20 protein-coding genes are annotated in these 25,451 nt (G+C 60.6%); all 20 read right to left on the reverse strand.

Features of this window, described 5'->3' with window-relative positions; genetic code table 11:
• Positions 1–47: 47 nt before the first annotated feature.
• Positions 48–1,106: a DNA polymerase III subunit delta gene (holA, locus tag ADM64_RS08710; protein WP_005511539.1), complete on the reverse strand. Its 1,059-nt coding sequence runs from the start codon at positions 1,104–1,106 to the stop codon at positions 48–50.
• A complete protein-coding gene (locus ADM64_RS08715; protein ID WP_049193918.1) occupies positions 1,103–3,079 on the reverse strand; it encodes a ComEC/Rec2 family competence protein in 1,977 nt (658 codons plus the stop codon). The genes holA and ADM64_RS08715 overlap by 4 nt, the downstream gene beginning before the upstream one ends.
• Positions 3,063–3,833: a ComEA family DNA-binding protein gene (locus ADM64_RS08720; protein WP_224784297.1), complete on the reverse strand. Its 771-nt coding sequence runs from the start codon at positions 3,831–3,833 to the stop codon at positions 3,063–3,065. Before ADM64_RS08720 ends, ADM64_RS08715 begins: the two co-directional genes overlap by 17 nt.
• Positions 3,834–3,959: 126 nt before the next feature.
• Complete coding sequence (locus ADM64_RS08725; protein WP_049193920.1) at positions 3,960–5,303, reverse strand: DegV family protein; 1,344 nt, start codon at positions 5,301–5,303, stop codon at positions 3,960–3,962.
• A complete protein-coding gene (locus ADM64_RS08730) occupies positions 5,293–6,000 on the reverse strand; it encodes a histidine phosphatase family protein (protein ID WP_049193921.1) in 708 nt (235 codons plus the stop codon). Before ADM64_RS08730 ends, ADM64_RS08725 begins: the two co-directional genes overlap by 11 nt.
• Positions 6,001–6,002: 2 nt before the next feature.
• Positions 6,003–6,461, reverse strand: a complete 459-nt coding sequence (gene rsfS, locus ADM64_RS08735) for a ribosome silencing factor (protein ID WP_005511538.1) — start codon at positions 6,459–6,461, stop codon at positions 6,003–6,005.
• A gap of 87 nt (positions 6,462–6,548) precedes the next feature.
• Positions 6,549–7,304 (reverse strand): nicotinate-nucleotide adenylyltransferase, encoded by a 756-nt coding sequence (gene nadD / locus ADM64_RS08740; RefSeq protein WP_049171017.1) that lies wholly within the window; start codon positions 7,302–7,304, stop codon positions 6,549–6,551.
• 21 nt (positions 7,305–7,325) lie between these two features.
• Positions 7,326–8,669, reverse strand: coding sequence for a glutamate-5-semialdehyde dehydrogenase (locus ADM64_RS08745; protein ID WP_224784298.1), 1,344 nt, complete (start codon positions 8,667–8,669; stop codon positions 7,326–7,328).
• Between the two features lie 14 nt (positions 8,670–8,683).
• Positions 8,684–8,836 (reverse strand): hypothetical protein, encoded by a 153-nt coding sequence (locus ADM64_RS11015; RefSeq protein WP_005511511.1) that lies wholly within the window; start codon positions 8,834–8,836, stop codon positions 8,684–8,686.
• Entirely contained in the window at positions 8,837–9,550 is a 714-nt protein-coding gene (locus tag ADM64_RS08755) for a class E sortase (protein WP_049193924.1), read from the reverse strand.
• A 174-nt stretch (positions 9,551–9,724) separates the two neighbouring features.
• Positions 9,725–11,074 (reverse strand): glutamate 5-kinase, encoded by a 1,350-nt coding sequence (gene proB, locus ADM64_RS08760; RefSeq protein ID WP_016422314.1) that lies wholly within the window; start codon positions 11,072–11,074, stop codon positions 9,725–9,727.
• A 98-nt stretch (positions 11,075–11,172) separates the two neighbouring features.
• Positions 11,173–12,687: a GTPase ObgE gene (gene obgE / locus ADM64_RS08765; protein ID WP_049193925.1), complete on the reverse strand. Its 1,515-nt coding sequence runs from the start codon at positions 12,685–12,687 to the stop codon at positions 11,173–11,175.
• Positions 12,688–12,944: 257 nt separating this feature from the next.
• Entirely contained in the window at positions 12,945–13,202 is a 258-nt protein-coding gene (gene rpmA, locus ADM64_RS08770) for a 50S ribosomal protein L27 (protein WP_016422312.1), read from the reverse strand.
• 40 nt (positions 13,203–13,242) lie between these two features.
• A complete protein-coding gene (gene rplU, locus ADM64_RS08775; protein WP_038628111.1) occupies positions 13,243–13,551 on the reverse strand; it encodes a 50S ribosomal protein L21 in 309 nt (102 codons plus the stop codon).
• Between the two features lie 383 nt (positions 13,552–13,934).
• Complete coding sequence (locus ADM64_RS08780; RefSeq protein WP_049193926.1) at positions 13,935–18,029, reverse strand: translation initiation factor IF-2 N-terminal domain-containing protein; 4,095 nt, start codon at positions 18,027–18,029, stop codon at positions 13,935–13,937.
• Between the two features lie 571 nt (positions 18,030–18,600).
• A complete protein-coding gene (ndk, locus tag ADM64_RS08785) occupies positions 18,601–19,011 on the reverse strand; it encodes a nucleoside-diphosphate kinase (RefSeq protein ID WP_038629458.1) in 411 nt (136 codons plus the stop codon).
• A gap of 84 nt (positions 19,012–19,095) precedes the next feature.
• The gene (locus ADM64_RS08790; RefSeq protein ID WP_016422309.1) at positions 19,096–19,611 is read right to left on the reverse strand and encodes a DUF4233 domain-containing protein; all 516 of its coding nucleotides are present in this window, start codon (positions 19,609–19,611) and stop codon (positions 19,096–19,098) included.
• On the reverse strand, positions 19,608–21,113 hold the full coding sequence (folC, locus tag ADM64_RS08795; protein WP_224784299.1) for a bifunctional tetrahydrofolate synthase/dihydrofolate synthase: 1,506 nt from the start codon (positions 21,111–21,113) through the stop codon (positions 19,608–19,610). The genes ADM64_RS08790 and folC overlap by 4 nt, the downstream gene beginning before the upstream one ends.
• Before the next feature lie 209 nt (positions 21,114–21,322).
• Entirely contained in the window at positions 21,323–24,058 is a 2,736-nt protein-coding gene (locus ADM64_RS08800) for a valine--tRNA ligase (RefSeq protein WP_049193928.1), read from the reverse strand.
• Positions 24,059–24,274: 216 nt separating this feature from the next.
• Entirely contained in the window at positions 24,275–25,258 is a 984-nt protein-coding gene (locus ADM64_RS08805) for a malate dehydrogenase (RefSeq protein WP_038628100.1), read from the reverse strand.
• Between the last annotated feature and the right edge of the window lie 193 nt (positions 25,259–25,451).

Raw genomic sequence — 25,451 nt, forward strand, 5'->3', positions numbered from 1 at the left:
GAAAGTGTCATAAACTCACACAGTTTCACATTTGCAGCCCGTAAATTTTAACGCCGATGGGACGAATGGGCCAGCTCCGCGATACGAAGCACCGACTGTTCCAGCGACAGCTCGGGAGTCGACGAGGCTCCCTTGGTGTCCGCATCCAGTTGTGCCGCGACAACCACAGCGCGAGCAACCGCCGGGGTTGACCAGGCAGATGCCAACCGCTGAGTTTTTTCCAACTTCCACGGCGGCATGCCATAGCGGTGGGCATCTCTACGCGCATTGACACCACGTGCACCGTGGAGCCGCGCTACATCACCGACCATTCCCGTGATTGCAGCCGACAGCAGTGCCGGTGCCATTCCCAGCTGCAAGGCACGGCGCATCTTGGCCAACGCTTCCCCGCCCCGACCGCGCAGTGCGAGCTCGGCAATCTCAAAGCCCGAGACCTCCGCCGAAGCACCGTAGTAGGTGCGCACTGCTTCCGAGGTGACCTTGCCCGCTGTATCCGCACACAGCTGGGAAATGGCGGTCGCCAGTTCGCGGAGGTCTGAACCGACCGCATCCAGGACGGTATCGATGACGTCGCGACGCACCTTAACCCCGTGTGAGGCGAACTCTTCGCCAACAAAACCGGGCAAGTCGTTTCGCTTGAGCGGTTGAGCTTCGAAAAAGCGGACCCCCAACTTGCGCAGGTCAGCGACCATCTTTTTCTGACGCCCCTCACCGCTGTGAAGGAGAATCAACGTGATGCCCGGCGCGGGATCCTTAACCGAATCCATCAACAGCTTGGCAGGCTCTTTGCCGGCGTCTTGGCAGTCGGTGACAACCACGATCCGGTCATCTCCAAACAACGAAGGGCTGAAGAGCTCCACGGCATCGACAGTGGTCATGTCCCCTGCGCGGATGGTGGTCACAGGCACCGAGCGTCCACCCGGATCGGACTCCGTTGCTGCCTGCGCGCGGACGGCAGCGACAATGGCGAGGCGGGCGCGGTCTTTCAGCAGCTCCTCTTTGCCCACAATCAAATTCACGGGTGCGACGGCGCTCAATCCCGACCTCTTTTCCGCGTTGATTCCTGCGACTGTTGTTTCTAGCCTACGGGACAGCCCGGATTTCATTTTCCTCGCCAGACTTCGCCATTCGAATAGAGAGCTTGCGGCCCATCTCGCTGTGGGCACACCACAGGAATGTGCTCGGGTGTCATTACGATTTCTCGCACGTGCGGACCACACTCGCGGGCGATAAACCACTGGGGTGAGCGGTGCGATTGGAGCGGTTGGCCGCTCATGGCTTGCGCGACATACGACGGGGACTCCACCGCCACGGTTTCTGTCGTGGGGTTATTGGTGGTGTCATCGAGCACCTGGACGTACTCCTCCTCTCCCTCGGTGAGTCCGAGCGCAATTCGGCACTGCCGGCTGAGCGAGGTCGGTGCAGGGTAACCAACCGATACCACATGGTTGACGGGTTCTCCGACAGCCTCCGCGTGAATGAGAACAACCTGGTTCTTCTCAGCGCAGGCGGCAGCACTCCACCCCTGTGGGGCACGCGCAATGTCCAGCCCGAACACCCAAATAACCGCGTAACTACAGACGGCAAGTACCACTGCGAAGCAACCAGCGCGGAGCGCAAGACGGGGCCACGCCCAGAGCGTCGTCAAGCATGTGAGTGTGAGCGTGCAGGTGACGACCAACGTGACCGCCCCAGTGGCGGGCGCGACGATTCCTGCGGTGAGGCGTGCGACCTGATGAATCCACCATGCGCACGGCGCGGCGCACCAGAGCAGCGCACTGACCAGCCAATTGAGATGCAGTGCGGCGGCAACGGCAGCGAGCGAACCAGCGATAGTAACCGGTGCGACGGCGGGCGCGGCGAGGAGATTGGCGAGCAGTGAGACGTGACTAATTTCGCCGATGAGAAGCGCCAATACGGGCATGGTGACCACGTGTGCGGCAATCGATACGGCGACGGCGCGGACTACTGGGGCGGGCCAGGTACCCATAACGGTGGTGGCGGACAGGCGTCTGGCAAGGGGCTCGGCAAGAAGGACTAACCCAGCGGTGGCTGCGACCGAGAGGGCGAAGCCCACTGATACCGATAGGTCTGGTGCCAGGAGAATCAACCCAATAATGCCAGCCGATAGCGCCGCGATGGCTTGGCCAGCTCGTCCTACGAGAATCGCCAACAGCCCAATGCAACCGGTGACCACTGCGCGTAGCATTGACGGTTCTGTGCCCACAATTGCCACGAAGCCGTACAGGGCAAGTGCGGCGACTGCGACCCGCACCCGCGGCCCAGCCCACGAGAACACGGCTACAACAGCCCCGATAACAAGCGCAACGTTCGCTCCAGAGACTGCTGATAGATGTGAAAGCCCAGAGGCAGTCATCATGTCGCCGTCGTTGAGGCTAAAGCCGCGCTCATCGCCGATGGCCATGGCGGGAATCAGGCGGTCGGGACCAACGGGAAGATTCTGCGCCGAGTCAAAGAGCTGCTGGCGCACCTGAGCTGCCAGCCCCTGCGGTGGCGCGATGACCTCAATATCGCCGCGCAGATTCAGCTGGATACCACTAATGCAGGGTTTGCTGGCCACACGTATACCGGCTGTGGATTCAACTACGGCGTCTCTCGTGACCGCCAACAGTTGCTCGTCTCCGAAAACCGACACCTGCCCCGGAAGGCCCTCGACGCGGGCCTTCGCGCTGGCCCCGAACTCGGTAGCTTTCGGCTCGGTGACGAGGCGCAATTGCACTTTCGACATCCCGCCAATGTCGTCATAGAGCTCGTGGGCTCGGGCTTGCGCTATGCGGATTCGCGTGGCCACCGCAACACTGGCCACCGCCACAGCTGGCACCACGATAGTGGCGATTGCTCGCCAGCCGGAGGTCACCGCACCTCTTCCCCATCGCCACGACCAACGCTGCCACGCCCACGGCAACACCACCGCAGTCACGATCGCGCACGGTGCCACAACTATCGCCCATTCTGGGCGCATGATCACTGCCACCGCAGTCGCCCACGCCAGCACCGCTGCTGGCACTAGCCGCACATCGAGCCCAGCACGAGCACGCAGGTCAGACGGTGGCGGCATCGCGCAGAGCCTCTACCTTAGCCGGGCCGATTCCCGGAACCTCCTCAAGTGCGTCGATGCTCGCAAAAGGCCCGTTCTTTTCACGAAAGTCAATGATTTTGGTCGCTGTTGCGGGTCCAATCCCGGGCAATTCCTCCAGCTGCGTAGCAGTGGCGGTGTTGATGTTGATCTTTCCGTCAGAGCCACCCGGGCCAGCCCCGCCTGCAGCACCGGCGCCAGAACCGCCAGAAACATCGGAACCGCCCTCCGCCGTCCCTGCTGGCAGCGCCTCTGTCCCGACCACAATCTGTTGACCATCAGCCAACGGTGCCGCCAGGTTCACGCTGGCAGGATTAGCCTCCGGCAAAAGCCCACCCGCACGCTCAATTGCCTCCACCACCCTCGCACCCACTGGCACCTCCACCACGCCAGGATTCACAACCAACCCCACCACCGACACAATCAACGGCCCCGCCTGTGCCTGAGCGTTAGTCTCCTGCCCCGGACCGCCCGGCATCTCCGCTGAGGTCTCGGGCGTCTCCGGTGTCGTCCCCGCGTCAGCCGCGTCCTGCACCGCAGGCATCTCCACCTGCGGCGTCGACGGCCACACCACCGCAGCGATTGCTCCAACAGCCAACACCGCAATCACAAGGCACGCAGCCATCGCCACCCGCGGCGTCACCACCGCCCGGCGCGTGGAAAAGTCCACCGCCATGCGCTTGTCTTGATCAATCGGTTCCAGATAGTCCGCCAGCCGAGTCCGCAAATTCGTCACGATGCGCACACTAGCGCCCCGCCCCACACGCCACCTCGACGAAAGCACTCATCGAGGCGTCATCTGTGGATAAAAAATGACCTGTGGAGGTTATCCACAGGCCAGATCATCTTCGCCGTTCAGCAACTACTTCTTCTTCTCGTAGCCGTCATCATCACGCTTGTCGCTTGACGACGACTCCTGCGATTTCTCCCCATCGGTGCCAAATACAGCTCCCTCGGGATCGGACTTATCGCGCAGCGCCAAATCAGAAATAGCCTTCGCCAGACGCTCAGCTTTATCCAGGGCTGCTTGGCGATTCTCACTCCACGTTGGCAATTTCGAAACAGCCGTGGTGAAAAGCGGAATTCCCTGTTCATTAGTCACGACTGTGCGATGGATTCGTTTATTGCGGTTGCGACTGGCAGCCGGATTCTCAACTACTTTCACCTCAGCCTGGTCGGTGATTGGCTCACCTGGGTCTGTGGTGCCAGCGTTTTCAGCCGAACCATCCGTGCCAGCAGAGTCACCGAAATTGCCTAAGTCACCGGAATCGTCTTCCACCGCGTCCGCAGCCTCAGCATCAACAGCAGGCGCGTCACTCTCCTCCACACTGTGGAGCAGCGCTGTCACGCCCATCTCTGCTTCAAAATCCATGGCATCCGAATCAATCGAGCCACCAGAGACCATGCCAACTGCATAGGCTCCCTGCCCGACATGAGCAGTAAGAGACTCCGGCAAATCCAGGATTCTAAACCGGGTATCGTCGGGTAGCTCTTCGGCAAGCATGGCCTGGAGCTCGTGAACGTCGTCAAGCGCGTCGGAATGATGCAGCAATACCGCAGGCGGACGGTTCGCCGATGACGCAGACCGCACCATCTTCGTGGCGAAATCCACCATGCGCTGCTTGACCTTCGCTTCTGTCCGGCACTTGGCGACGAGCGCCAGTGAGCCATCTTTGATGCCGACGATGGGCTTGATAGCGAGAGCCGTGGAAAGCATCGCTTGGCCCGCGGAGATGCGACCACCACGGCGCAGCGAATCAAGCTTTGGTACGAACAACCAGAGTCGATAGCGCTGCAGCACATCACGAGCAACATCGGCAACCTCATCACGACTGGCCCCGGCCCTCGCAGCCTTGGCCGCCGCGATGGCAGCGGCACCGACTCCGGCTCCGACTGTGTCGGTATCGATGACGGTCACACGGTCAAGCGCACCAGCAGCTGTGACAGCGTTAGACCAGGTCGCGGACATTCCCTTGCCAAGATGCAGGGCGACAACGCCAGCGTCAGAACCATCCTTGTTGGAGCGTTCCAGCGCACGCGCATATGCGGCGCACAACTTCAGTGGACTGACTGCCGACGTGGTGACGGCGTCTTCATTGATGTCATGGCCGATGGGAACCACGGTGATGTCGAGCTTGCGGGCAACCTCGGGCATCAGGCACGCGGTGTCATCAACAACAATGCGAACGCGACCGTCACCGGGCATGGCGGCCTCCTGAAGAATCAGAAACCTGCGACTCCCGCTCACGGACCTTCGCGTTAAAAGCATTCAGGTACCAGGAGGTCTCACCATTGACGCGCGTGCGCTGCTCCATTTCGACCCACGCAGTGTTGCCCAGGCCGTTGAACGTGCTGAAGTAGTCGCGCGGCATCTGCAGCAGGGCTGCGGTAGCGGCAGCAATGGCACCACCGTGGGATACGAGCACAAAGGTATCCAACTCCCAATCGGGGTTGGCCGCTAGCTCAGCAATGACCGCCAGCATTCGGTTGGAAACCTCAAAGCGGGTCTCGCCGCCCTTGGGAGCCCAGTTGAGATTATGGCGCCAGTGGTCACGCATACCGGGAAACGCGGAGTCAATCTCGTCGTAGGTGCGCTCTTGCCATTCACCGAGGTTGGTCTCACGCAGGCGCTTATCAAAACTCAACTCTGCACCGGTGGCCTCGGCTAGCGCGCGGGCGGTGTCGGCTGCCCGGGTCAGGTCAGAGGACACGATTTTTGTGATTCGCGGTTCAGCCTCCGCCAGGTACTGCGCCGCAGTACGGGCTTGCTCGCGACCAACGTCGGAAAGCTGCGTGTCCAGCTGTCCCTGAATGCGGCCGGTAGCGTTATACGAGGTCTGCCCGTGCCGCAGCATAATCAGGCGACGTCGAGCGGCAACATGTGCCTCGCGTGAGCCCGCCACAATTAAAACTCGTCCGTGTCCGGGTTTTCGGCAGCCAGCGGAATCTCGTCGATAGAACGAGCATTGCGGGCGGAATCTTCGCCGTCCTCGTTGCTCGGCTGCTCGATGCCCTCGACCTCGATGCGCGGGCAATCGCGCCACAGTCGATCCAGGCCGTAGAAGTCGCGTTCTTCACTGCGGAAGACATGCACGACAATGTCGCCGTAATCCAGCAGCGCCCAACGTCCCTCACGGACACCTTCGCGGCGAACCGGCTTTGCGCCGAGGTCACGCAGATCGTCCTCAATTTCGTCGACGATTGCGGCAACCAGACGCTCATTGTCAGCACTGACCAGGACGAATGCGTCCGTAATCACCACCGGGCCAGAGACATCGAGAACAACGACGTCCTCACCCTTTTTGCTATCGGCGGCCTTCGCCGCGGCGGTCGCCAGCTCAATGGCGCGTGGTTGTGCAGTCACGAAAGACTTCAGCTCCTTGTGATTAAAAGTCGTGAAAAACAGCGTTTGTACTTGTAACTTACCGTCTCAGCGGGATTTTGCTAACTTTCAGTCCGCGGTATCGGACTTCGCATCCACCGATGCCGCATCCTCGGAGGTCGAGTTCACCGATGCGGGGCCCACAGAACCAACCGTGCCCTCAGCAGACTGGTACAGACCCCGCTTAGCGATGTACTGCACCACGCCATCCGGCACCAAGTACCAAACAGGGCGTCCTGCCTCCGCACGCTTTCGACAATCGGTAGAAGAAATAGCCATGGCGGGAATCTCGATGAGGTGCAACCGTGAAGCGTCGATTCCTTCCAGGTCCTCTGCCCGCAGGTGAACCCCTGGACGAGTGACACCGACGAACGTTGCTGCGTCGAACATCTCCTCCCAGTCCCGCCACGTCATAATCTTCTGCAGCGCATCGGCACCGGTAATGAAGAACAGATCCGCGTTGGGATAGATGACCTTCAAATCCCGCAGCGTATCGACGGTATAGGTCGCACCCGGCCGATCAATATCAACCCGCGAGACCGAAAACTGCGGGTTCGACGCAGTGGCAATGACCGTCATCAGGTAGCGGTCTTCGCTGTGAGAGACCTTCCGGCCGCGTTTTTGCCACGGTTCACCCGTGGGCACGAAAAGCACAAAGTCGAGGTCAAAACGGTCTGCCACTTCGCTCGCGGCAACCAGGTGACCATTGTGAATGGGGTCAAAAGTGCCACCCATTACGCCAATGCGCTGCCGGGGCGCTTCCGCCGACTTCGCTGTCAACGCGGCGTGTACTCGCGACCGCACACTTTTCTTGCGCTTAATCATGACTGGCACTTTACCCGGGCACTACGGACGAGTCTGTCCACGACCAGCCAGAACCCACTTGCTGCTGGTCAACTCCGGCAGCCCCATGGGCCCACGGGCGTGCAGCTTCTGAGTGGAAATACCAATCTCTGCGCCGAAACCATACTGCTCACCATCGGTGAATGCAGTGGAGGCATTGACGCTGACGGCGGCAGCATCAACACGGTCGACGAACTCCTGGCACACTCCCCAGTCACGTGCAGAGATAGCTTCCGTGTGGCCCGAGGAGTACTCAGTGATGTGATCAGTTGCGGCCACCACACCGTCGACAATGCGCGCGGCAATGTCTAGCGAGAGGTACTCATCCGACCAGTCTTCCGCTGTCGCAGGAATAACCTCACCGGTCCACCCAGAGGCCGCCAGATTATCGACATCGCCGTGGACCGCAACGCCCGCGTCGGCAAGCGCGTCCAAAATGCGGACCTGATCCTGCGCGGACAGCGCCGAGTCAATGAGCACCGTTTCGGTGGCGTTACAGACGCTCGGACGGCGGGTCTTGCCGTTAATCATCAGCGCAATCGCCTCGTCAATGTCGGCGGAGGCATCGATGTAGATGTGGCAGTTACCGGTACCGGTCTCAATGGTCGGCACCGTTGCCTTCGTCACAACGGCCTCAATCAGACCGGCACCGCCGCGCGGAATCACCACGTCAACCAGGCCGCGGGCAGTGATGAGATCCTGCACGGAATCGTGGGTCTCACACGGCAGCAGCTGGACAAGGTCCTCCGGTGCATCGTGGTTGGCCAGCACCTCACGCAAAACCGCAACTAGCTGCGTATTCGAGTGGACAGCGGACTTGGAGCCGCGCAGCAAAGCCACGTTGCCGGACTTCAGCGCCAGACCAAACGCATCGACAGTAACGTTCGGGCGAGCCTCGTAGACCATGCCCATCACACCCAGCGGAACGCTGACCTGGGAGAGCTTAATGCCGTTGGGAAGAGTGCTTCCACGCAGCACCTCGCCTACCGGATCCGGCAGGGCCGCAACCTGACGAAGCCCACCGGCAATACCCTCAACACGATCGGCGTCAAGACGCAGGCGATCCAGCAGGGAGTCACTAATACCACGGGCCTTACCGGCCTCGATGTCCTTGGCATTGGCCGCCAGAATGTCTTCAGTACGGGCAACCAGCGCGTCTGCTGCGGCCAGCAGGAGCTCGTTCTTGCGTGCCGACGTAAAGCGCGACAGCTCTCCCGCGACAGCCTTGGCACGCTGTGCCTTTTCTAAAACCTCGGCGCGCTCAGCAGCACGCTCCGGGCTAAGAGCCGAATCCTCGGCAATGCCCTGTTGATTGGTGTTAGCAGTTTCGTTCGTTTGAGCAGTCATGCCTACCAGCATAACTAGAGTGAGACATCATTTGAGGGAATTAGCTCAGCAACCCAAGGAAAGATGTAATTCATCAACAGCAGGAACACGATGACGGCAATCACGATGGTGATGATCGCTTTCACCCACCACGGCCCCGGCAGGGATCGCCAATATGCTGCGTACATCTAGTTGACCTCCTTGGTCTCAACACCGGCGAGAACCGCGTGAATAATGAGCCGATGAGTATTGTCCCACTGCGGATGGCAAGTAGTCAGCGTAAGTAGAGTGGCGTCATCGACCGGATTGAGGACATCGGCCCGGTCCGGAGTGACAATGTGCTGGCCGGGAATCTCGGGGACATTAGTTCCCTCTGGCACGCAGTCGAAGCTTTCCCCTGCGCCAGCCATACCGTCGACCGGCAAGACCTTGTAGCGGTAAATAGCATCACGCGTTTCTACAGTGATGTCATCGCACGTCTGCAGGCGGTCAATGTTGTCAAAGGGAGCTCCGTGGCCGTCACGGTGAGCGGCGTAAGAGCTGTTGCCCACCTGCCCCGGCAGGGCCGTGCTCGGATAATGGCCGGGGCCACCGCGCAAAACTTCCTGGGAGACACCTTCGAATACGACCAAATCGCTAAAACCCGCTTTAGGAGCGGAAATCATCGCCACCGCAGAGCCAGGCACCCAGGAGCCCTCAACAGCTGGCTCCGTGCCTTCTGGCGCCTGAGCTGGGGCCGATGCCGGTGCGGACCATGCCTGCTGCAGCTCATCACGAGCCTGCTGCTGAGCTTTCCCGGTTTCAAGACCAGACCAGTACAGCAGATAAAAGGCGAAGAGCGCCACCAGCACTCCAGCGGTCAAGAGCAACTCGCCGATGACGCCAATAATTTTCGATAACACACTTAGGATTATGCCCGAAAGTTCCTCATCCAGGCAGTCCGCGCTCAGGCACTCCTCCCCCAGCCAGTCCGCACTCAGCTAGTCCCCACTCAGCCGGTCTTTGCCGAGGCACCTCTGTCCGGGGGCGCCCAGGTGCGCGTCTTTAAGCGCTGCAGCTCTCAGCGCAACGCTCTCCTAAGCGCGGGAGGCGAAATCCGACAGGTAGTCGGCATGGACGACAGGCTTCTGCATGTCATTCGGCAATTCCTCGGTGTGGTAGCCGATCATGCCCAGCAGCTCCTCAGAGTCATAGTTGACCTCGCCGCGTCCGATGACCTCACCGCTCGGGCCAATCAGGTCAACGATGTCACCAGCGGAGAACTCACCGTCAACCGAGGTAATACCGACCGGGAGCAGCGACTTACGCATGCGTGTTACGGCGTCAACCGCACCGGCATCCAGGCGAAGCAGGCCCGAGCTATCCGCTGCGTAGAGCATCCAGAACTTCCAGGCGCTCAAGCGGTTGTCCTTCGCGGCGAAAGCGGTTCCCACGTCTGCCTGGTCCAGTGCTCGCTCAATGTTGGACGCCGAAGTCAGCAGCACCGGCACCCCAGCACGCGAAGCCAGGCGTGCGGCAGACACCTTCGAGGCCATTCCACCGGTGCCCAGTGCTCCACCGTCACCGGCGATAACACCACGCAAGTCGTTACCGCTGCGCACCTCTGGCACAAAGGTTGCACCTGGATCGGCCGGGTTACGGTCGTAGAGGCCGTCGACGTCGGAAAGCAGAATCAGTGCATCGCAGTACGCCAGGTGACTGACCAGGGCGGCCAGGCGGTCGTTGTCGCCGAAGCGGAACTCCGAGGTCGCGACCGTGTCATTTTCGTTGACAATTGGCACTGCACCCAGCTGGCGCAGGCGGTCGATAGTGCGCTGAGCGTTGCGGGCACGCGAACGCACACCTGCATCGTCCGAGGTCAAAAGCACCTGCGCAGAAGTGCGACCATAGCGCAGGAAGGAGCGTCCCCACTCCTGTGCCAGGCGCACCTGCCCCACAGCTGCAGCCGCCTGCTTGGTCGCCAAATCAGTGGGACGCGAAGTCAGCCCCAGCGGCCCCATTCCGGATGCCACCGCGCCGGAGGACACGACAATGACATCGCTAAAGCCCATACGCTTTTCCAGGGCATCGGCAATGAAGTCGATGCGTTCGGGATCGGTACGACCGTCAGATCCGGTCAACGAGGAAGAACCAATCTTCACCACGACACGCTTCGCGGTCCGAATTGCCTCACGAGTCTCGGAATCGAAACCGCCTTTGGTTCCCGGAGATAAATTCTCAGTCGCCTTTTCAATCTCAGCGACGGTGGACTCAGGATTGTTGTGAAGCAGCTCGTCGACCTCCTCACGGGAAATCGGCGCGTCCGATTCAGACTTCGGCGCGGTAGCTACCGGGGCATCTAATGCATCTGCTCCAGTGACGTCAACATCGTTGGCAACGGTGTCGGAAGGGATAACTGACTCACTCATTTCACTAATGGAAAACATGACGGTCTAACGTAATTCTGACTATATAATTGTTTAAACAATCAATGGCAAAATGCAAGTTTGAAGTCTTCGCTTGCCGACGACGCTGTCGCCCGCGACTATGAGTACCGGTCGCGAATAGCCTCTTCGCCATCCCCGAAATCGTACTCGTCAATCAGACCACGGCGGGCCTGCGATGCACGCTTACGCTGCTCGGCGCTAGTGCGCTCGTTGACGTAGAGACGATCGTCGGTACCACGGCCACTCGGCACGAAGTCATCGGTGCCCGCGACCTGCTGCGGGTACCACTCGAAGGTGAGATAGGAAATCGTCACCGGGCAGCCAACCGTTGCCCCAGCCTTTGCCAGGGCATCTTCGACACCAAGCTTGGCCAGGCGGTCAGCCAAGTAGCCGACTGCCTCGTCGTTTTCGAAGTCCGTCTGGTTAATCCAGCGCTCCGGCTTACGGCCACGCACAATGAACCCATCTGGGGTATTCGGATCGCGCTCGATAGTGAAGTCCGCACCTTCGCGCTTCTTGCCACGCACACCTTCCAGACGGATGACCGCACGGGGCTCCTGCTCTGTTGGCAACGGATGCGCCTTGCGATAGGCGGCAATCTGATCCTTCAGACCGTAGGTCAGCTCCTTGAGCCCCTCGTGCGTCACCGTAGAGATCTCATAAATCGGCCAGCCGAACTTCTCCAGCTCCTCGCGCTGCATGTCAATCATCTCGCGAGCATCGGGCAGGTCAATCTTGTTCAGCACGATGACGCGCGGACGCTCTGCGAGATCCCCAAGCCCCACGTCGGCCTTCAGCACCGACTGGTAGTTGGCGAGTTCCGTCTCCAACGCCTTGATGTCAGAGACCGGATCGCGGTCGCCCTCCAGAGCAGCAGCGTCAACCACATGCACGAGCACAGCGCAGCGCTCAATGTGACGCAGGAAATCCAACCCAAGACCACGGCCTTCAGAAGCCCCCGGGATAAGACCCGGCACATCTGCGATGGTGAAGGACTCGTAGCCAACGTTGACTACACCCAGGTTCGGCTGCAGCGTGGTAAACGGGTAGTCACCAATCTTCGGCTTAGCAGCGCTCAAGGTGCTGACCAGCGACGACTTTCCGGCCGACGGGAAGCCCACCAGTCCAACGTCGGCCATGGACTTGAGCTCCAAGACAAGATCCTTGGCCTCGCCCGGCTCACCGAGGAGAGCAAATCCCGGCGCACGGCGGTTCTTGTTTGCCAGCGCTGCGTTGCCCAGGCCACCGTAACCGCCCTCAGCGGCAATGAAGCGGGCGCCCTTACCGGTCATGTCCGCCAGCACTTCCCCATCCTCGGTGATCACAACCGTGCCCTCCGGCACTCCGAGAACCAGATCCTCACCACGAGCGCCGTTGCGGTGATCGCCAGCGCCCGGCTTACCGTTGGCAGCCTTGATATGGGGGTGGAAGTGAAAGTCCATCAGAGTATGGATCTGGGGGTCTACCACAAGCACAATGTCGCCACCGTGGCCACCGTTACCGCCGTCGGGGCCACCCAGTGGCTTGAACTTTTCACGCAGCACCGAGTTACAGCCGTGACCGCCGTCGCCGGCCTGCAAATGCAGCACGACACGATCTACAAAACGAGACATAAAATCACACACACTTCCGAGCGGAGAGCCATCTTCTAGTGCCTGGAGTAATGCCCTAATTTAAGCGAGCCGACGGGCAGAAGTCTAGGCGGTAACAAAACGCTGCCTCGCAACCTAACGGCGCGAAACAGGACATAAACAACAAAAGAGCCGATTACCTTTCGCAGTGGGAAAGGAATCGGCTCTTCTGCAAGGCAGTTAAACCTGCCTCAAATTCAACGTTGCAGTAATCCTATGCGGACAACCGAAGGTTGTTCTTAGGAGTTGTTCTCAACGATGCTGACAATGCGGCGGTTGCGGCGGGTACCGAACTCGACTGCGCCTGCCTTCAGAGCGAAGAGAGTGTCGTCGCCGCCACGGCCAACGTTCTCACCCGGGTGGAACGAGGTACCGCGCTGACGAACGAGAATCTCGCCTGCCTTAACCTGCTGGCCGCCGAAGCGCTTCACGCCGAGGCGCTTAGCTTCGGAGTCGCGGCCGTTGCTGGTGCTGGATGCACCCTTCTTAGTAGCCATGATTTTCTCCTAGGGAAAAGCTAATTGGAATTTCGGCGGTTTACTTGGAGACGCCGGTGATCTTCAGAACAGTGAGCGGCTGACGGTGGCCGTAGCGGCGCTTGTAGCCAGTCTTGTTCTTGTAGTGCATGCCGCGGATCTTCGGGCCCTTGACGGCCTCGACGATCTCTGCGTTAACGGTAACGTTGGCAAGCTTGTCGGCATCCGCAATGACATCTGCGCCATCGACGAGCAGAACCGGGGTGAGAGCCACGGACGAACCCGGCTCACCCTCGATCTTCTCGACCTTGACGAGGTCACCTTCGGCAACCTTGTACTGCTTGCCGCCGGTCTTGACGATCGCGTACATAGGAGGGCTACCCCTTTATCTGAGAAACTCGACTCAAGGAATCCTTGTAATTCCTTGACTGGACAATGGAATTGCGATTAGTTGCGTGTGCAGAACACTTCAGGGACATACCCGAAAGCCAAATCCGAGTAGATTTCCCCGCTCTGGCCGTTTCCTTACCGCCAGCACCTCAAGCGCCAGCGGGCATGACCAGATACGCCTACTAATCAGCGACTGGTCAAGAGTAGCGAAAAATCCCCCTAAATTACAAACTGCCCGAGTAAGACCCTGTCCCCCATTGGTTTTCACGGTCTTCTCGGGCAGTTTCCGAAGCCACTTTCCACCCCCTGCTTTAGGGGACGAAAAACAGCCTCCTATCTGGCCTTATTCCAGATTTTTAATACCTAGTTCCGGCCGCTTCGGCGCACCGCACGACGCACTCGGCGGCGACGATTGGCCGGTTTCTTCTGCGGCACCGCAGCACCGCGATTAGCCTGCTTCTGCTCTGGCTTAGTAGCGCGGTTTGAAGTGCCCTGTCGCTGCTTCGGCGCAGTCGCTCCAGCATCGCTTTGCGACGAGACCCTGCGCACCGCCCGACGGCGATTACGGCGAGCTCCCGTGCCCTGGACCGCTACCACTTCAACCCGCGACTTGCCCGAGCGACGGCCACCGCCACTGCGGTTGGCGCTGCGGTTGCTGTCATCGTGGTTGTCTTTTGCACGATCTCCGCCCTTGCTGCCTTCTGCGTCCGCCTTTGGCTTAGTGGACTCGAAGTCCTCGCGACGCGGTGCGCGATCCGAGCGGGAGTTACCGCGAGTCGGACGACGACGGCGTGGGGAACGCTCGAACGCCTCCTTAGCCTCCTCATAGGTCTGGGACTCCGTGGCCGCAGCCTTGGCGGTCTTGTTAGCGTTGCCACCCTTGTCATCCTCGGCTGGCTCCCGCACATCTGTGGTGGAAGCTGCCTGGGACTCGGTCTGAGGCGCAGTGGTCTCATCCACAGCCGTACGACGAACAGCGCGACGACGGCGACGTCGAGCACTGGCGCTGCTGGAGCGTTCAGCGTCGCCACGGCCTCCACGGCCGCCACCGTTATCGGCGATGTTGGCGCGCTCAGCACGAGCCGGGCGCTCCGAACGCTTGCGACGATCGCCATGTTCTTCGTCGCGGTCATCAGCGTCGCGTGCAGCCGAATCAACGGCGACATGCTCCGCTACCCGGCGACGCGTAGCCCGACGGCGGCGGCGCTGTCCCTCCTGCGGCATGTAACGGTCATCCGATGGCTCTTCCGGATCCTTCTCACGGGCTTCCGCAACAGCTGCGGCAGCCAGAGCAGCCAGGTCATCGGAGCCCTCCGAACGCTCGTTGCGCTCATCACGCTCGCGGCGCTCCTGACGGCCACGGCCGTTCTGTCGCTGCTCATCGTTTCGGCCCTGGCTCTTACGAACCCGGCGACGACGCGGCGGCTTCGGCTCATCGTTCTCAGAAGAGACGATGACAGCTTCGACAGCAGCTGCGACACGCTTGTCGGCTGCGTCCTTATCGCGCTGGTTGGTCTCCGTGTCGTCGTCACGCGTTGCCTTGGAAGAGCCTGCCTGGTCGCTCTGATCGCGGTGCATGGCCAGCGCGGCCGGGTGGTTGGCCGGATTGTGCTCCGAGCGCGACTTGTTGCGGCGCTTGGACTTGTCCTGCTCGTCGTTGCGACGGCCATTCTTGTGGCCACGGCCCTGATTGTCCTGCTCAACCGGATCGATGTGGATAATCAGACCGCGGCCATTGCAGCAGCTACACGGCGTGGAGAAGGTCTCCAGCAGGCCTGTGCCCAGACGCTTGCGAGTCATCTGGACGAGGCCGAGCGAGGTGACCTCGGAGACCTCGTGACGCGAGCGGTCGCGGCCCAGGGCCTCCTTCAGACGGCGCAGCACCAAGTCCTGGTTTTCCGGCAGCACCATGTCGATAAAATCGACGACAATCATGCCGCCCAGATCGCGCAGACGCATCTGGCGGACGATTTCCTCAGCGGCCTCCAGGTTGTTGCGAGTGACCGTCTCTTCCAGGTTTCCGCCAGCGCCGGTGAACTTACCGGTGTTGACGTCGATGACCGTCATGGCCTCGGTGCGGTCGATGACCAGCGTGCCGCCCGAAGGCAGCCAGACCTTGCGGTCGAGTGCCTTGGCCAGCTGCTCATCGATGCGGAAGTGCTCGAAGACATCAGCGCCGCCGTGCTCCTTGGCGAAGTAGCGCTGCAGTCGCGGCTCCAGCTCTGGTGCCAGGTCGCCGATGTAGTCCGTCACTGTGTTCCACGGGCGATCGCCCTCCACCACGAGACGCGAGAAGTCCTCGTTGAAGACGTCGCGGACGACCTTGACCAGCATGTCTGGCTCTTCGTACAGCGCAATCGGCTTTGCTCCACGCTTCGCCTTCGCTGCCTCGGAGGCTTCCCAGATCTCCTGCCACTGCGTCTCCAAGCGCTTGATGTCGGCCTCGATGGCCTCCTTGGACACACCCTCGGCTGCGGTACGGATAATCGTGCCCGAGCCCTCCGGCGTAACCTCGCTCAGAATCGACTTCAGGCGCTTGCGCTCCGGCTCCGGCAGCTTGCGGGAAATACCCGCGCTCCGGCCGCCCGGCACGTACACCAGGAATCGACCAGCCATCGAAATGTGGGTGGTCAGACGCGCACCCTTGTGACCAATCGGGTCCTTGGACACCTGGACCAAAATCTGGTCGCCGGCCTTCAGCGCATGTTCAATCTTGCGCGAACGCGACTTCGTGCCCAGCAGCTTCCAGTTCAGGTCACCTACGTAAATGACACCGTTGCGGTCGGTTCCGATATCGATGAACGCCGCTTCCATGCTGGGCAGGACGTTCTGCACGCGACCGAGGTAGATATTGCCGATCTGCGTGGTCTGCGTGTCAGAGGTAACGAAGTGCTCGACCAGCAGGTCATCTTCCAGCACACCCACCTCAGTGACAATGCCCGCGTGGTCATGGCGCTTGCGCTCACGCACCACCATCGTGCGCTCCACCGACTCACGACGAGCCAGGAATTCCGCCTCCGAGATTACATGGCGCTTGCGCGATTCCTCACGACGCTCGATACGGCGACGTCGCTGCGCCTCCAGGCGAGTCGATCCCTTAATCGCCTGCGGTTCCTCGACCTCTTCGCGGGTTTCCTCTTCCTCGCGCTCTGTGTTTTCGGTGGTCTTCTCCGCCTGTTGCGCGTCATCATTACGACGCCCACGTCCACGACGGCGACGACGCGGGCGCGGCTGACGCTCCGTTTCGCTTGACGACGAGCCGTCCTGCCCCTCCCCCGCGTTGTCATCGGTGCCCTGGTTGGAGGCACCGCTGTCAGCCGAAGCAGCATCCTCGGTGGCCGAATCCTTGGCCGAGGCCGGAACAGCCTGCGGCGCCAGGAAGATAGGCGCAAACGCGGTCTGCTCTTCCGCAACCGGCGGCTCCGGGACTACCGGCGGCTCGATGTCCTGCAGGGCTTCGCTCTGAGTTGCCTGCGTATCCTGCGGCTCTTGCGTTTTCTGCGGCTCTTGCGCTTCCTGAATTTCCTCTGCTGCTGGAGCGCTGGTCGTGCGGACCGCACGGCGAACTCGGCGACCACGACGTGTGGTCACTGCAGCGCTCTTTGCAGCAGGTGCTTCGGCGGAAGCTTCCTCAGCGAAGGTTTTCTCAGCGGTCTCGGCTACGGTGTCGGCAGCCTTCTTATCGGAAGCATTCTTATCTGCAGCCTTCTTCGACGACGACTGAACTACAGCCTCAACAGCTTCCTCGACGACCGAGTTCGAGTCCTTCTGCTCGTCCTTCGCAGCGGTTTCTTCCGGAGCGCCAGCGGTCTTCTTCACAGCCCGCTTACGCGTTGCTCGCTTCTTAGTCGTGCTCTTCTTCTCTGCGCTCTGCTTCTCTTCAGCCTGCTTCTCTGCGCTCTGGTTTGCCGAGGATTTCTTAGCCGAGGACTTCTTGGTGTCCTTCTTCTCGGTCACTTCCTCGGCAGGCGCTGCGTCCGACTCCGCTTCGCTCTGAGCTGCCTTCTGGTCGGCCTTCTTTTCTGCCTTCGGCGCAGCCTTCTTTGTGTCCTTCTTCGCAGCCGACTTCTTGCCGCTCTTCTTCGCAGCTGGCTTCTTCTCGGACTTAGCTGCAGTTTGCTCGTCCGACTTCTCATCTGCCGCGTTCGGCTTACCTGCCGACTGTTTTTCCTTCGCGGCTGGCTTTTCGCCGGTTGGCTTGGTCGCAGCGGATCCGTCGTCAAGCGAGGCATCCTCTGGATGATCACCGATGAAATTCAGCACTGCGTCGAGCTGATTTTGATTAATGGTGGACGCAGCGGACTTTACGACGATCCCCGCGTGCCCCAGTGCTTCGATGGTTTCCTTCGAGGTCAACCCCAAGCTCTTGGCCAGGTGGTGGACTCGGGTTTTCAGAGCCGCTGACTCACGATCAAATTCGCGTGCCTTAGCGACAACATCCTGGCTGAAATTTGCCACTGTATTTGTTTCTCCTTGACACCCCACCACGCAAAACCCGACAACAGGAAGCACACTCTTTGTCATTCCATGTGCGCCTACATCCGTTGTGGCCTTGGAAACCAGGCGGAGCAACGATGTTGCGACAGCCACTTCATTTGCGCCAAATGCGCAGATAGAGGGCCGAAAACGATGAACAATTATGAAAGTCTTATTGGCAGGCCTACCGGCTGACTCGGGGATTCAGCGATCACATGCGGCATATTTCATCCGCCGGAGCGAACTCCCGGGCACTACTGCTGCTGTCCATTGTCGCACATATCGAGCAGGTGGCGCGCACCGACATTGGTGGCGGCGGGCCAATCCGAGTTACTGACTGCGTTTATGACAGAAATGGCCTGAAAAATTGCCGGAAAGTGTCATAAACTCCTACAGTTTCACATTTGCAGCCCGTGCCCGCATTCACACGTGCAGCCCGCTGAAGGGCCGCCCCACGGTCGTCGACAAGCAAAAAGCGCCGAACCGGCAAACAATTGCTTGCTCAGTTCGGCGCCAGTTCAACGCTCACGGGTCAATGCTGAACCGTCAACGTTTAGAGGTTCGGGAACCAAATACCAATCTCGCGCTCAGCGGACTCCGGGGAATCGGAACCGTGAACAACGTTGTTAGCAACCTCAAGTGCGAAGTCACCGCGGATGGAGCCCGGAGTTGCGGCCTCAACCGGGTTAGTGCCGCCAGCGAGCTGACGCCAAGCAGCGATTGCGTTCGGGCCCTCGATAACACCAGCGACCAGCGGTGCAGAGGTGATGAAATCAACCAGCTCACCAAAGAACGGCTTATCGACGTGCTCTGCGTAGTGCTCCTTCGCAGTTGCCTCGTCAGCAACACGGAGGTCAAGCGCGACCAGCTTCAGGCCCTTACGCTCAATGCGGGAGATAACTTCGCCGACCAGACCGCGGGAAACGCCGTCCGGCTTGATCAGAATAAGAGTACGTTCAGTCATGGTGAGCATCATACTATGACAAACCCCGCTGCACCGGAGTGGTGGTGCAGCGGGGTGAAAGTCGCGACTACGAGCGCGGGAGATCTACGAGTGCTGGGTGGTCAACAGACCGCGCTCCATACGCTGGATGAGGTTCTTCCGCAGGTGCAGAATGTAGGCCCACACTAGTGCGAAGAAGATACCCACCACGCCCATCGACACGTGTGTGAAAATAGCCAGCACACCAAAGACCTGCAGTACAATGTTGGCCTTCAGCGCCCAGGGCTGCTTCTGCAGGAAAGCCATCGCAATCAGAGCCAGGCCCAGGATGGTGATGTACGTAACCGAGAAGGTCTGGTTAATCTGACCGTCGGGAATGCGCGTGACCACAGTCAGACCAAGCAGCACCGAGATAGCCTGCATAATCAGCGTGCCGGACATAACACCGCGCAGACCCTTCAGCGGGTCCTTAGCCGGATCGTGTCCCGCACCGAGCGGGCCATACTTGCCGCCCTCACTCAGGTCACGCCCCTCGCGGTAGGCGCGCAGGGCCTCGCGGTCGGCAGCGGTGTAATCCTCCGCGCCATTGCCCTGTGGCTGGCTCGCCTGAGATTCGCTCATTGCGGGTCCTTTCCAAATAGTGTCCGGGCTTCGCCCGCAGTGACAACAGATCCAGTGACGATCACACCGGAACCAGAGACAATACCGTCTCCGGTGTCGGTTTCCTCAGCCAGCGCTACAGCTAGCTCAACGGCGGACGGCAGAGTCGGTACGCGATGCACGCGCTCCTCGCCGAAAATCTCCTCCGCGAGGTCAGCCAGGTCGTCGTAGTGCAGCGCACGCGGCGATGTGTTCTGGGTAATAACCACTTCTTCGAAGTAAGGCTCCAGCTCCACCAGCAGCCCACGAGCATCCTTCTCCCCCAGCACCGACAGCACACCAATCACACGGCGGAAGTCGAACTCAGCGGAGAGGGCCGTGCGTAGCGCACGGGCACCGTGCGGATTGTGGGCGGCATCGATAAACACCGTCGGGGTCGAGCGCACGCGCTCCAGACGGCCGGGCGATGCGACCGTCGCAAAGCCTTCGCGAACCGCATCAATGTTGAGCGGACGCCCCGGACCTGCGCCGAAGAACGCCTCCACCGCAGCCAGTGCTGTGGCTGCGTTACGCGCCTGATGCGGACCGTGCAGCGGCAGATGGATATCGTCATACTCGCCGGCCAGGCCCTTGAGCGTCAGGTTCTGCCCGCCGACCGCCAGCTGATGACTGACGACGCCGTACTCAACTCCGGCGCGGGCGACGGAGGCGTCCATTTCCACGGCACGTCGCAAAACGACGTCCATTGCTTCCGGCTCTTGCTCGCCGACAATGGCGACATTGTCCGGTGGCGTGAGCAAGTCGTCCTTATTCCACCGCGACTTGATGATGCCGGCCTTCTCAGCAGCGATTTCAACCAGGGTATCGCCGAGGTACTCCGTGTGATCGAGACCAATTGGGCAGATGACTGCCACGTCGGCCTCCACCACGTTGGTCGCATCCCATGTGCCACCCATGCCGACTTCCACCACGGCGACATCGACAGGAGCGTCGGCGAAGGCAGCGTAGGCCATGGCCGTGAGGACCTCGAACTTACTCATCTGCGGGCCGCCCTTTTCGGCGGACTTGGCGTCAACCATTTCCACGTAGGGCTGAATCTCGCGCCAGATGCGCACGTAATCGCGTGGATGAATGGGCTGGCCATCGATGGCGATGCGCTCGGTAACCAGCTGCAGATGCGGACTGGTGGTGCGGCCGGTGCGACGACCGAGAGCGCGCACCAGCGACTCAATCATGCGCACAGTGGAAGTCTTGCCATTCGTGCCGGCAACGTGAATGACCGGAGTGGCACGCTCAGGATGGCCAAGGATGTCCATCAGCATCTCGATCCGCTCGAGCGACGGGTCAATCTTGGTCTCCGGCCAGCGCTGATCCAGCTCGGCTTCCACCTCTGCGAGCTCGCGCAGTTCCTCTGCGGTGGCCTCCAGCGGAGCCGGCTCGTTGACTGGGCGATCCACATCGACGGGCAGGCTCAGGCCCTCCTCGGACACGGAGACCTCACCGAGGCGCATGTCATCGGGCATGCGGCCATCGGCCATCACACCGGCGATTTCGCGAGGTTCAAGGTCCTCGACGATCTGAGAGTCAGCCGGATCGAATTCAAACTCAGGCGCTGCAGTGGACTCCTCTCGCACCGCAGACTCTTCCTGCGTCACCGAATCGTCCTCGCCGCCAAGATTCAAACGAATCTCGCCTGCGGCCTCATCACGTGGTTCAGCATCCCGTGGATCGGTCATGCCTGCGGAAGTCCCTCCAAACGAGCCTTAATACGGTCAATCTCCTCCAGTGCGAACTGGTGGCGAGTCTTAATCTTCTCCACGACCTGCTCCGGAGCCTTGGACAGGAAGGCCTCGTTGCCGAGCTTCTTCACGGTGCCGGCCAGTTCCTTCTCTGCCTTGGCCAGGTCCTTTTCCAGACGCTTGCGTTCAGCGGCCACGTCGACGGTGCCGGAGGTATCCAGCTCGATCAGGACCGTGGCCTGAGACAGGCGCACCTCAATGGAAGCGGTAGCGGTGAAGCCGTCCTCCGGTGCCTCAGCACGAGCCAGCGAACGAATCATCTCTTCCTGAGCAGTCAGATCAGCATCCGCCAGGTTCATGCGTGCCGGCACGCGCTGCGACGGCTTCACACCCTGGTCATTGCGGAAACGACGCAGCTCGGTGACCAACTTCTGGGCATCGGCAATACGACGTGCGGCAACCTCATCGACAGCAGCGCCGTCGGTGGTCATGGTGGCATCCGGCCAGGCGGAAATAACCAGAGAATCCTCGAAGCCCTCCGCGCCGTCGGTAAGCGCCTTCCACAGCGTCTCCGTGACGAACGGCATGGACGGGTGCAGCAGACGCAGCAGCGTATCCAGCACGCGGCCGAGAACCAGACGAGTGGAGGCGGCGCGGGCGGCCTGCTCCTCGGTCATGGTCTCGCCGTCGTTCAGGCGCGGGAAGTCAACCTTGGTCATCTCCAGGTACCAGTCACAGACCTCGTCCCATGCGAAGTGGTAGAGGGCCTCGTTGGCCTTGGAGAACTCGTACTTATCCAGCGCAGCGTCAACCTCGGCGCGGACCTGTTCCAGGCGGTCCAGGATCCAGCGGTCGGTGTCGGTGAGCTGGTCGCGGTCCGGCAGCTCGCCCACGTGGGCCCCGTTCATCAGCGCAAAGCGGGTGGCGTTGAACAGCTTGGTGGCGAAGTTACGGGAGCTCTGAGCGGCGTCATTACCGACCGGCAGGTCAGAGCCCGGGTTAGCGCCACGCGCCAGCGTGAAGCGAAGTGCGTCCGCACCGTAGTCACGGACCCAGTCCAGCGGGTCAATGCCATTGCCGAGGGACTTCGACATCTTGCGACCCTGCTCATCGCGGACCAGACCGTGCAGGAAGACATCCTTAAACGGCACCTGCGGACGACCGTCGCGCCCCTTACCCAGCGGTGAATCAGCCAGGGTGGCAGCAAAGGTCGAGAACATCATCATGCGCGCGACCCAGAAGAACAGAATGTCATAGCCGGTAACCAGTACGGATGTCGGGTAGAACTTCTCCAGCTCTGGGGTGGCTTCCGGCCAACCCATCGTGGAAAACGGCCACAGCGCAGACGAGAACCAGGTATCCAGCACGTCCGGATCCTGCGTCCAGCCCTCGCCCGTCGGAACCTCATCATCCGGGCCGACACAGACGACCTCGCCATTCGGGCCGTACCAAATCGGGATGCGGTGGCCCCACCACAGCTGGCGGGAAATACACCAGTCGTGCATGTCATCGACCCAATCGAACCAGCGCGGCTCCTGCGAAGCTGGGTGAATAACCGTGTCGCCCTCGCGAACAGCATCGCCGGACATCTTGGCCAGCTCATCGACCTTAACGAACCACTGCAGGCTCAGCAGCGGCTCAATCGGCTCACCCGAGCGCTCCGAGTGGCCGACCGAGTGAACGTACGGGCGGACCTCCTTGACAATGCGCCCCTGCTCACGCAGCGCCTCCGTCAGCGCAGTACGGGCTTCCGCACGATCCATGCCGTCGAAACGCGTGCCAGTGTTGAAGATACGGCCAGTGGTGTCAATGACCTCCGGCATATCCAGGTCGTGGCGCTGGCCCATGGCGAAGTCATTCGGATCGTGTGCCGGCGTGATCTTCACCGCACCGGTACCGAACTCGCGGTCCACATAGTCATCGGCGATGACCTGAATCTTCAGGTCCTCGCGGAACGGGTGGTCCAAAACCTTGCCCACCAGGTGCGTGTAGCGCTCATCCTCCGGGTGCACGGCAATTGCCACGTCGCCCAGCATCGTCTCCACACGAGTCGTCGCCACAACAATGGAGTCTTCCCCATCGCCGTAGCGGAAGGAGACGAGCTCGCCTTCAGCGTCCTCGTACTTGACCTCAATATCCGAGATTGCAGTCTGCAGCACCGGAGACCAGTTAACCATGCGCTTGGCGCGGTAAATCAGGCCGCGGTCAAACAGTTCCTTAAAAATCGTCTGAACCGCACGGGACAGGCCCTCGTCCAGAGTGAAGCGCTCACGGGACCAATCCAGGGAGTCACCAATCTGGCGCATCTGGTTGCCGATACGTCCGCCGTAATCGTGCTTCCACTCCCAGACCTTCTCCACGAACTCCTCGCGGCCATAATCGAAGCGGTCCTTGCCTTCGGACTCCTTCAGCATCGCCTCGACCTTGGTCTGCGTTGCGATACCCGCGTGGTCCATACCCGGCAGCCACAGCACCTCGTAGCCCTGCATGCGCTTACGGCGCACCAGCGCATCCATCAAAGTGTGGTCCAATGCGTGGCCCATGTGCAGCTGACCCGTCACATTCGGCGGGGGCAGCACAATAGAGTAAGCCGGCTTGGAGCTAGACGGATCAGCCTCGAAATAGCCAGCGTCTACCCAGCCCTGGTACAGGTCCGACTCCACGTCAGCCGGGTTCCACGACTTGGGCAACTTATCTGCTCTGTTTAGGTCCACGTTGTTCTCAGTCACGCGTCACATCTTAGCGCCTTGCCCGGATTTGTTTTTCCAGGGGCTTTACGACGACCCTTGCGCCCCAACCCATATCTGCTATCGGCGACTTACGCACCGCCGAATTCAAGCTTTACTCACGCCCCGAGCCAATCTGCGATTACCGCAGTAAATGAAAAGGTGCCCTCTTGTGAAACCATCACAAGAGGGCACCTTTAAACAGGCGTTAAGCGACCCTTAGACCAGCAGGTCCTTAACTGCGTCGCGCTCTTCGCGCAGTGCCTTGACGTTGCGCTCGATGCCAGCGCGCTGCACCTCGGAGAGATCCAGGCCCTCAACGCGAACCCACTCGCCGTCCTTGGCGTAGCACGGAACACCAGCAACCAGGCCCTCGTCGATGCCGTAGGAGCCATCGGACGGAAGTGCGACAGAGACCCACTCGCCCTCTGGGGTACCCGTCACCCAGTCACGCATGTGGTCAACTGCGGCAGCTGCAGCGGAAGCTGCGGAGGAAGAACCGCGGACCTCGATGATTTCTGCGCCACGCTTCGCGACACGCGGGATGAAGTCCTGCTCGACCCATGCAGCGTCAACCTTGTCGGAGACCTTCTCGCCTGCAATGGTGGCGTAGGTGATGTCCGGGAACTGGTCTGCGGAGTGGTTACCCCAGACGATCATGTTCTTGATCTCAGTGGTCGGAACACCAATCTTTTGCGACAGCTGGGACAGGGAACGGTTGTGGTCCAGGCGCATCATGGCAGTGAAGCGCTCTGCCGGGATGTCCTTAGCGTGGGAAGCGGCAATCATGGTGTTGGTGTTGGCCGGGTTGCCGACAACCAGAACCTTGATGTCGTCTGCTGCATGATCGTTCAGTGCGGCACCCTGCGGACCGAAGATCTTGCCGTTGGCACCCAGCAGTGCGGAGCGCTCCTCGCCCTTGCCGCGCGGCTTTGCACCGACCAGGAATGCGGCGTTGGCACCGTCGAATGCCTTTGCCGGATCATCGGTGATGTTGATGCCAGTCAGAAGCGGGAAGGCGGAGTCAAACAGCTCCATGGCGACGCCTTCGGTGGCGTGCAGCGCCGGAGTGATCTCCAGCAGGTTCAACTCAACCGGGGTCTCAGGGCCGAAAACCGAACCGCTGGCAATGCGGAAGAGCAGGGAGTAAGCGATCTGTCCGGCGGCGCCGGTAACTGCAACCTTTACGGGAGTCTTGTTCACTTCAGGCCTTTCTCGAGAGAGAATCAATTCGCTGCCCACTCTAATGCGACTACAGAATTGGCGCAGACGGGGGCGATGCGCTCAGGCCATTTCTGAAAAACGGATAGCATTAGGCATGACTTACGGTCGTGTACTCATTTCACTAGAAAGAAGTCCGCGACTGACCAATTTCACCCCCGTTAGATAGCCAAAA

The organism is Corynebacterium sp. 401_CJEI (assembly GCF_001076435.1).
GTDB lineage: Bacteria > Actinomycetota > Actinomycetes > Mycobacteriales > Mycobacteriaceae > Corynebacterium > Corynebacterium jeikeium_D.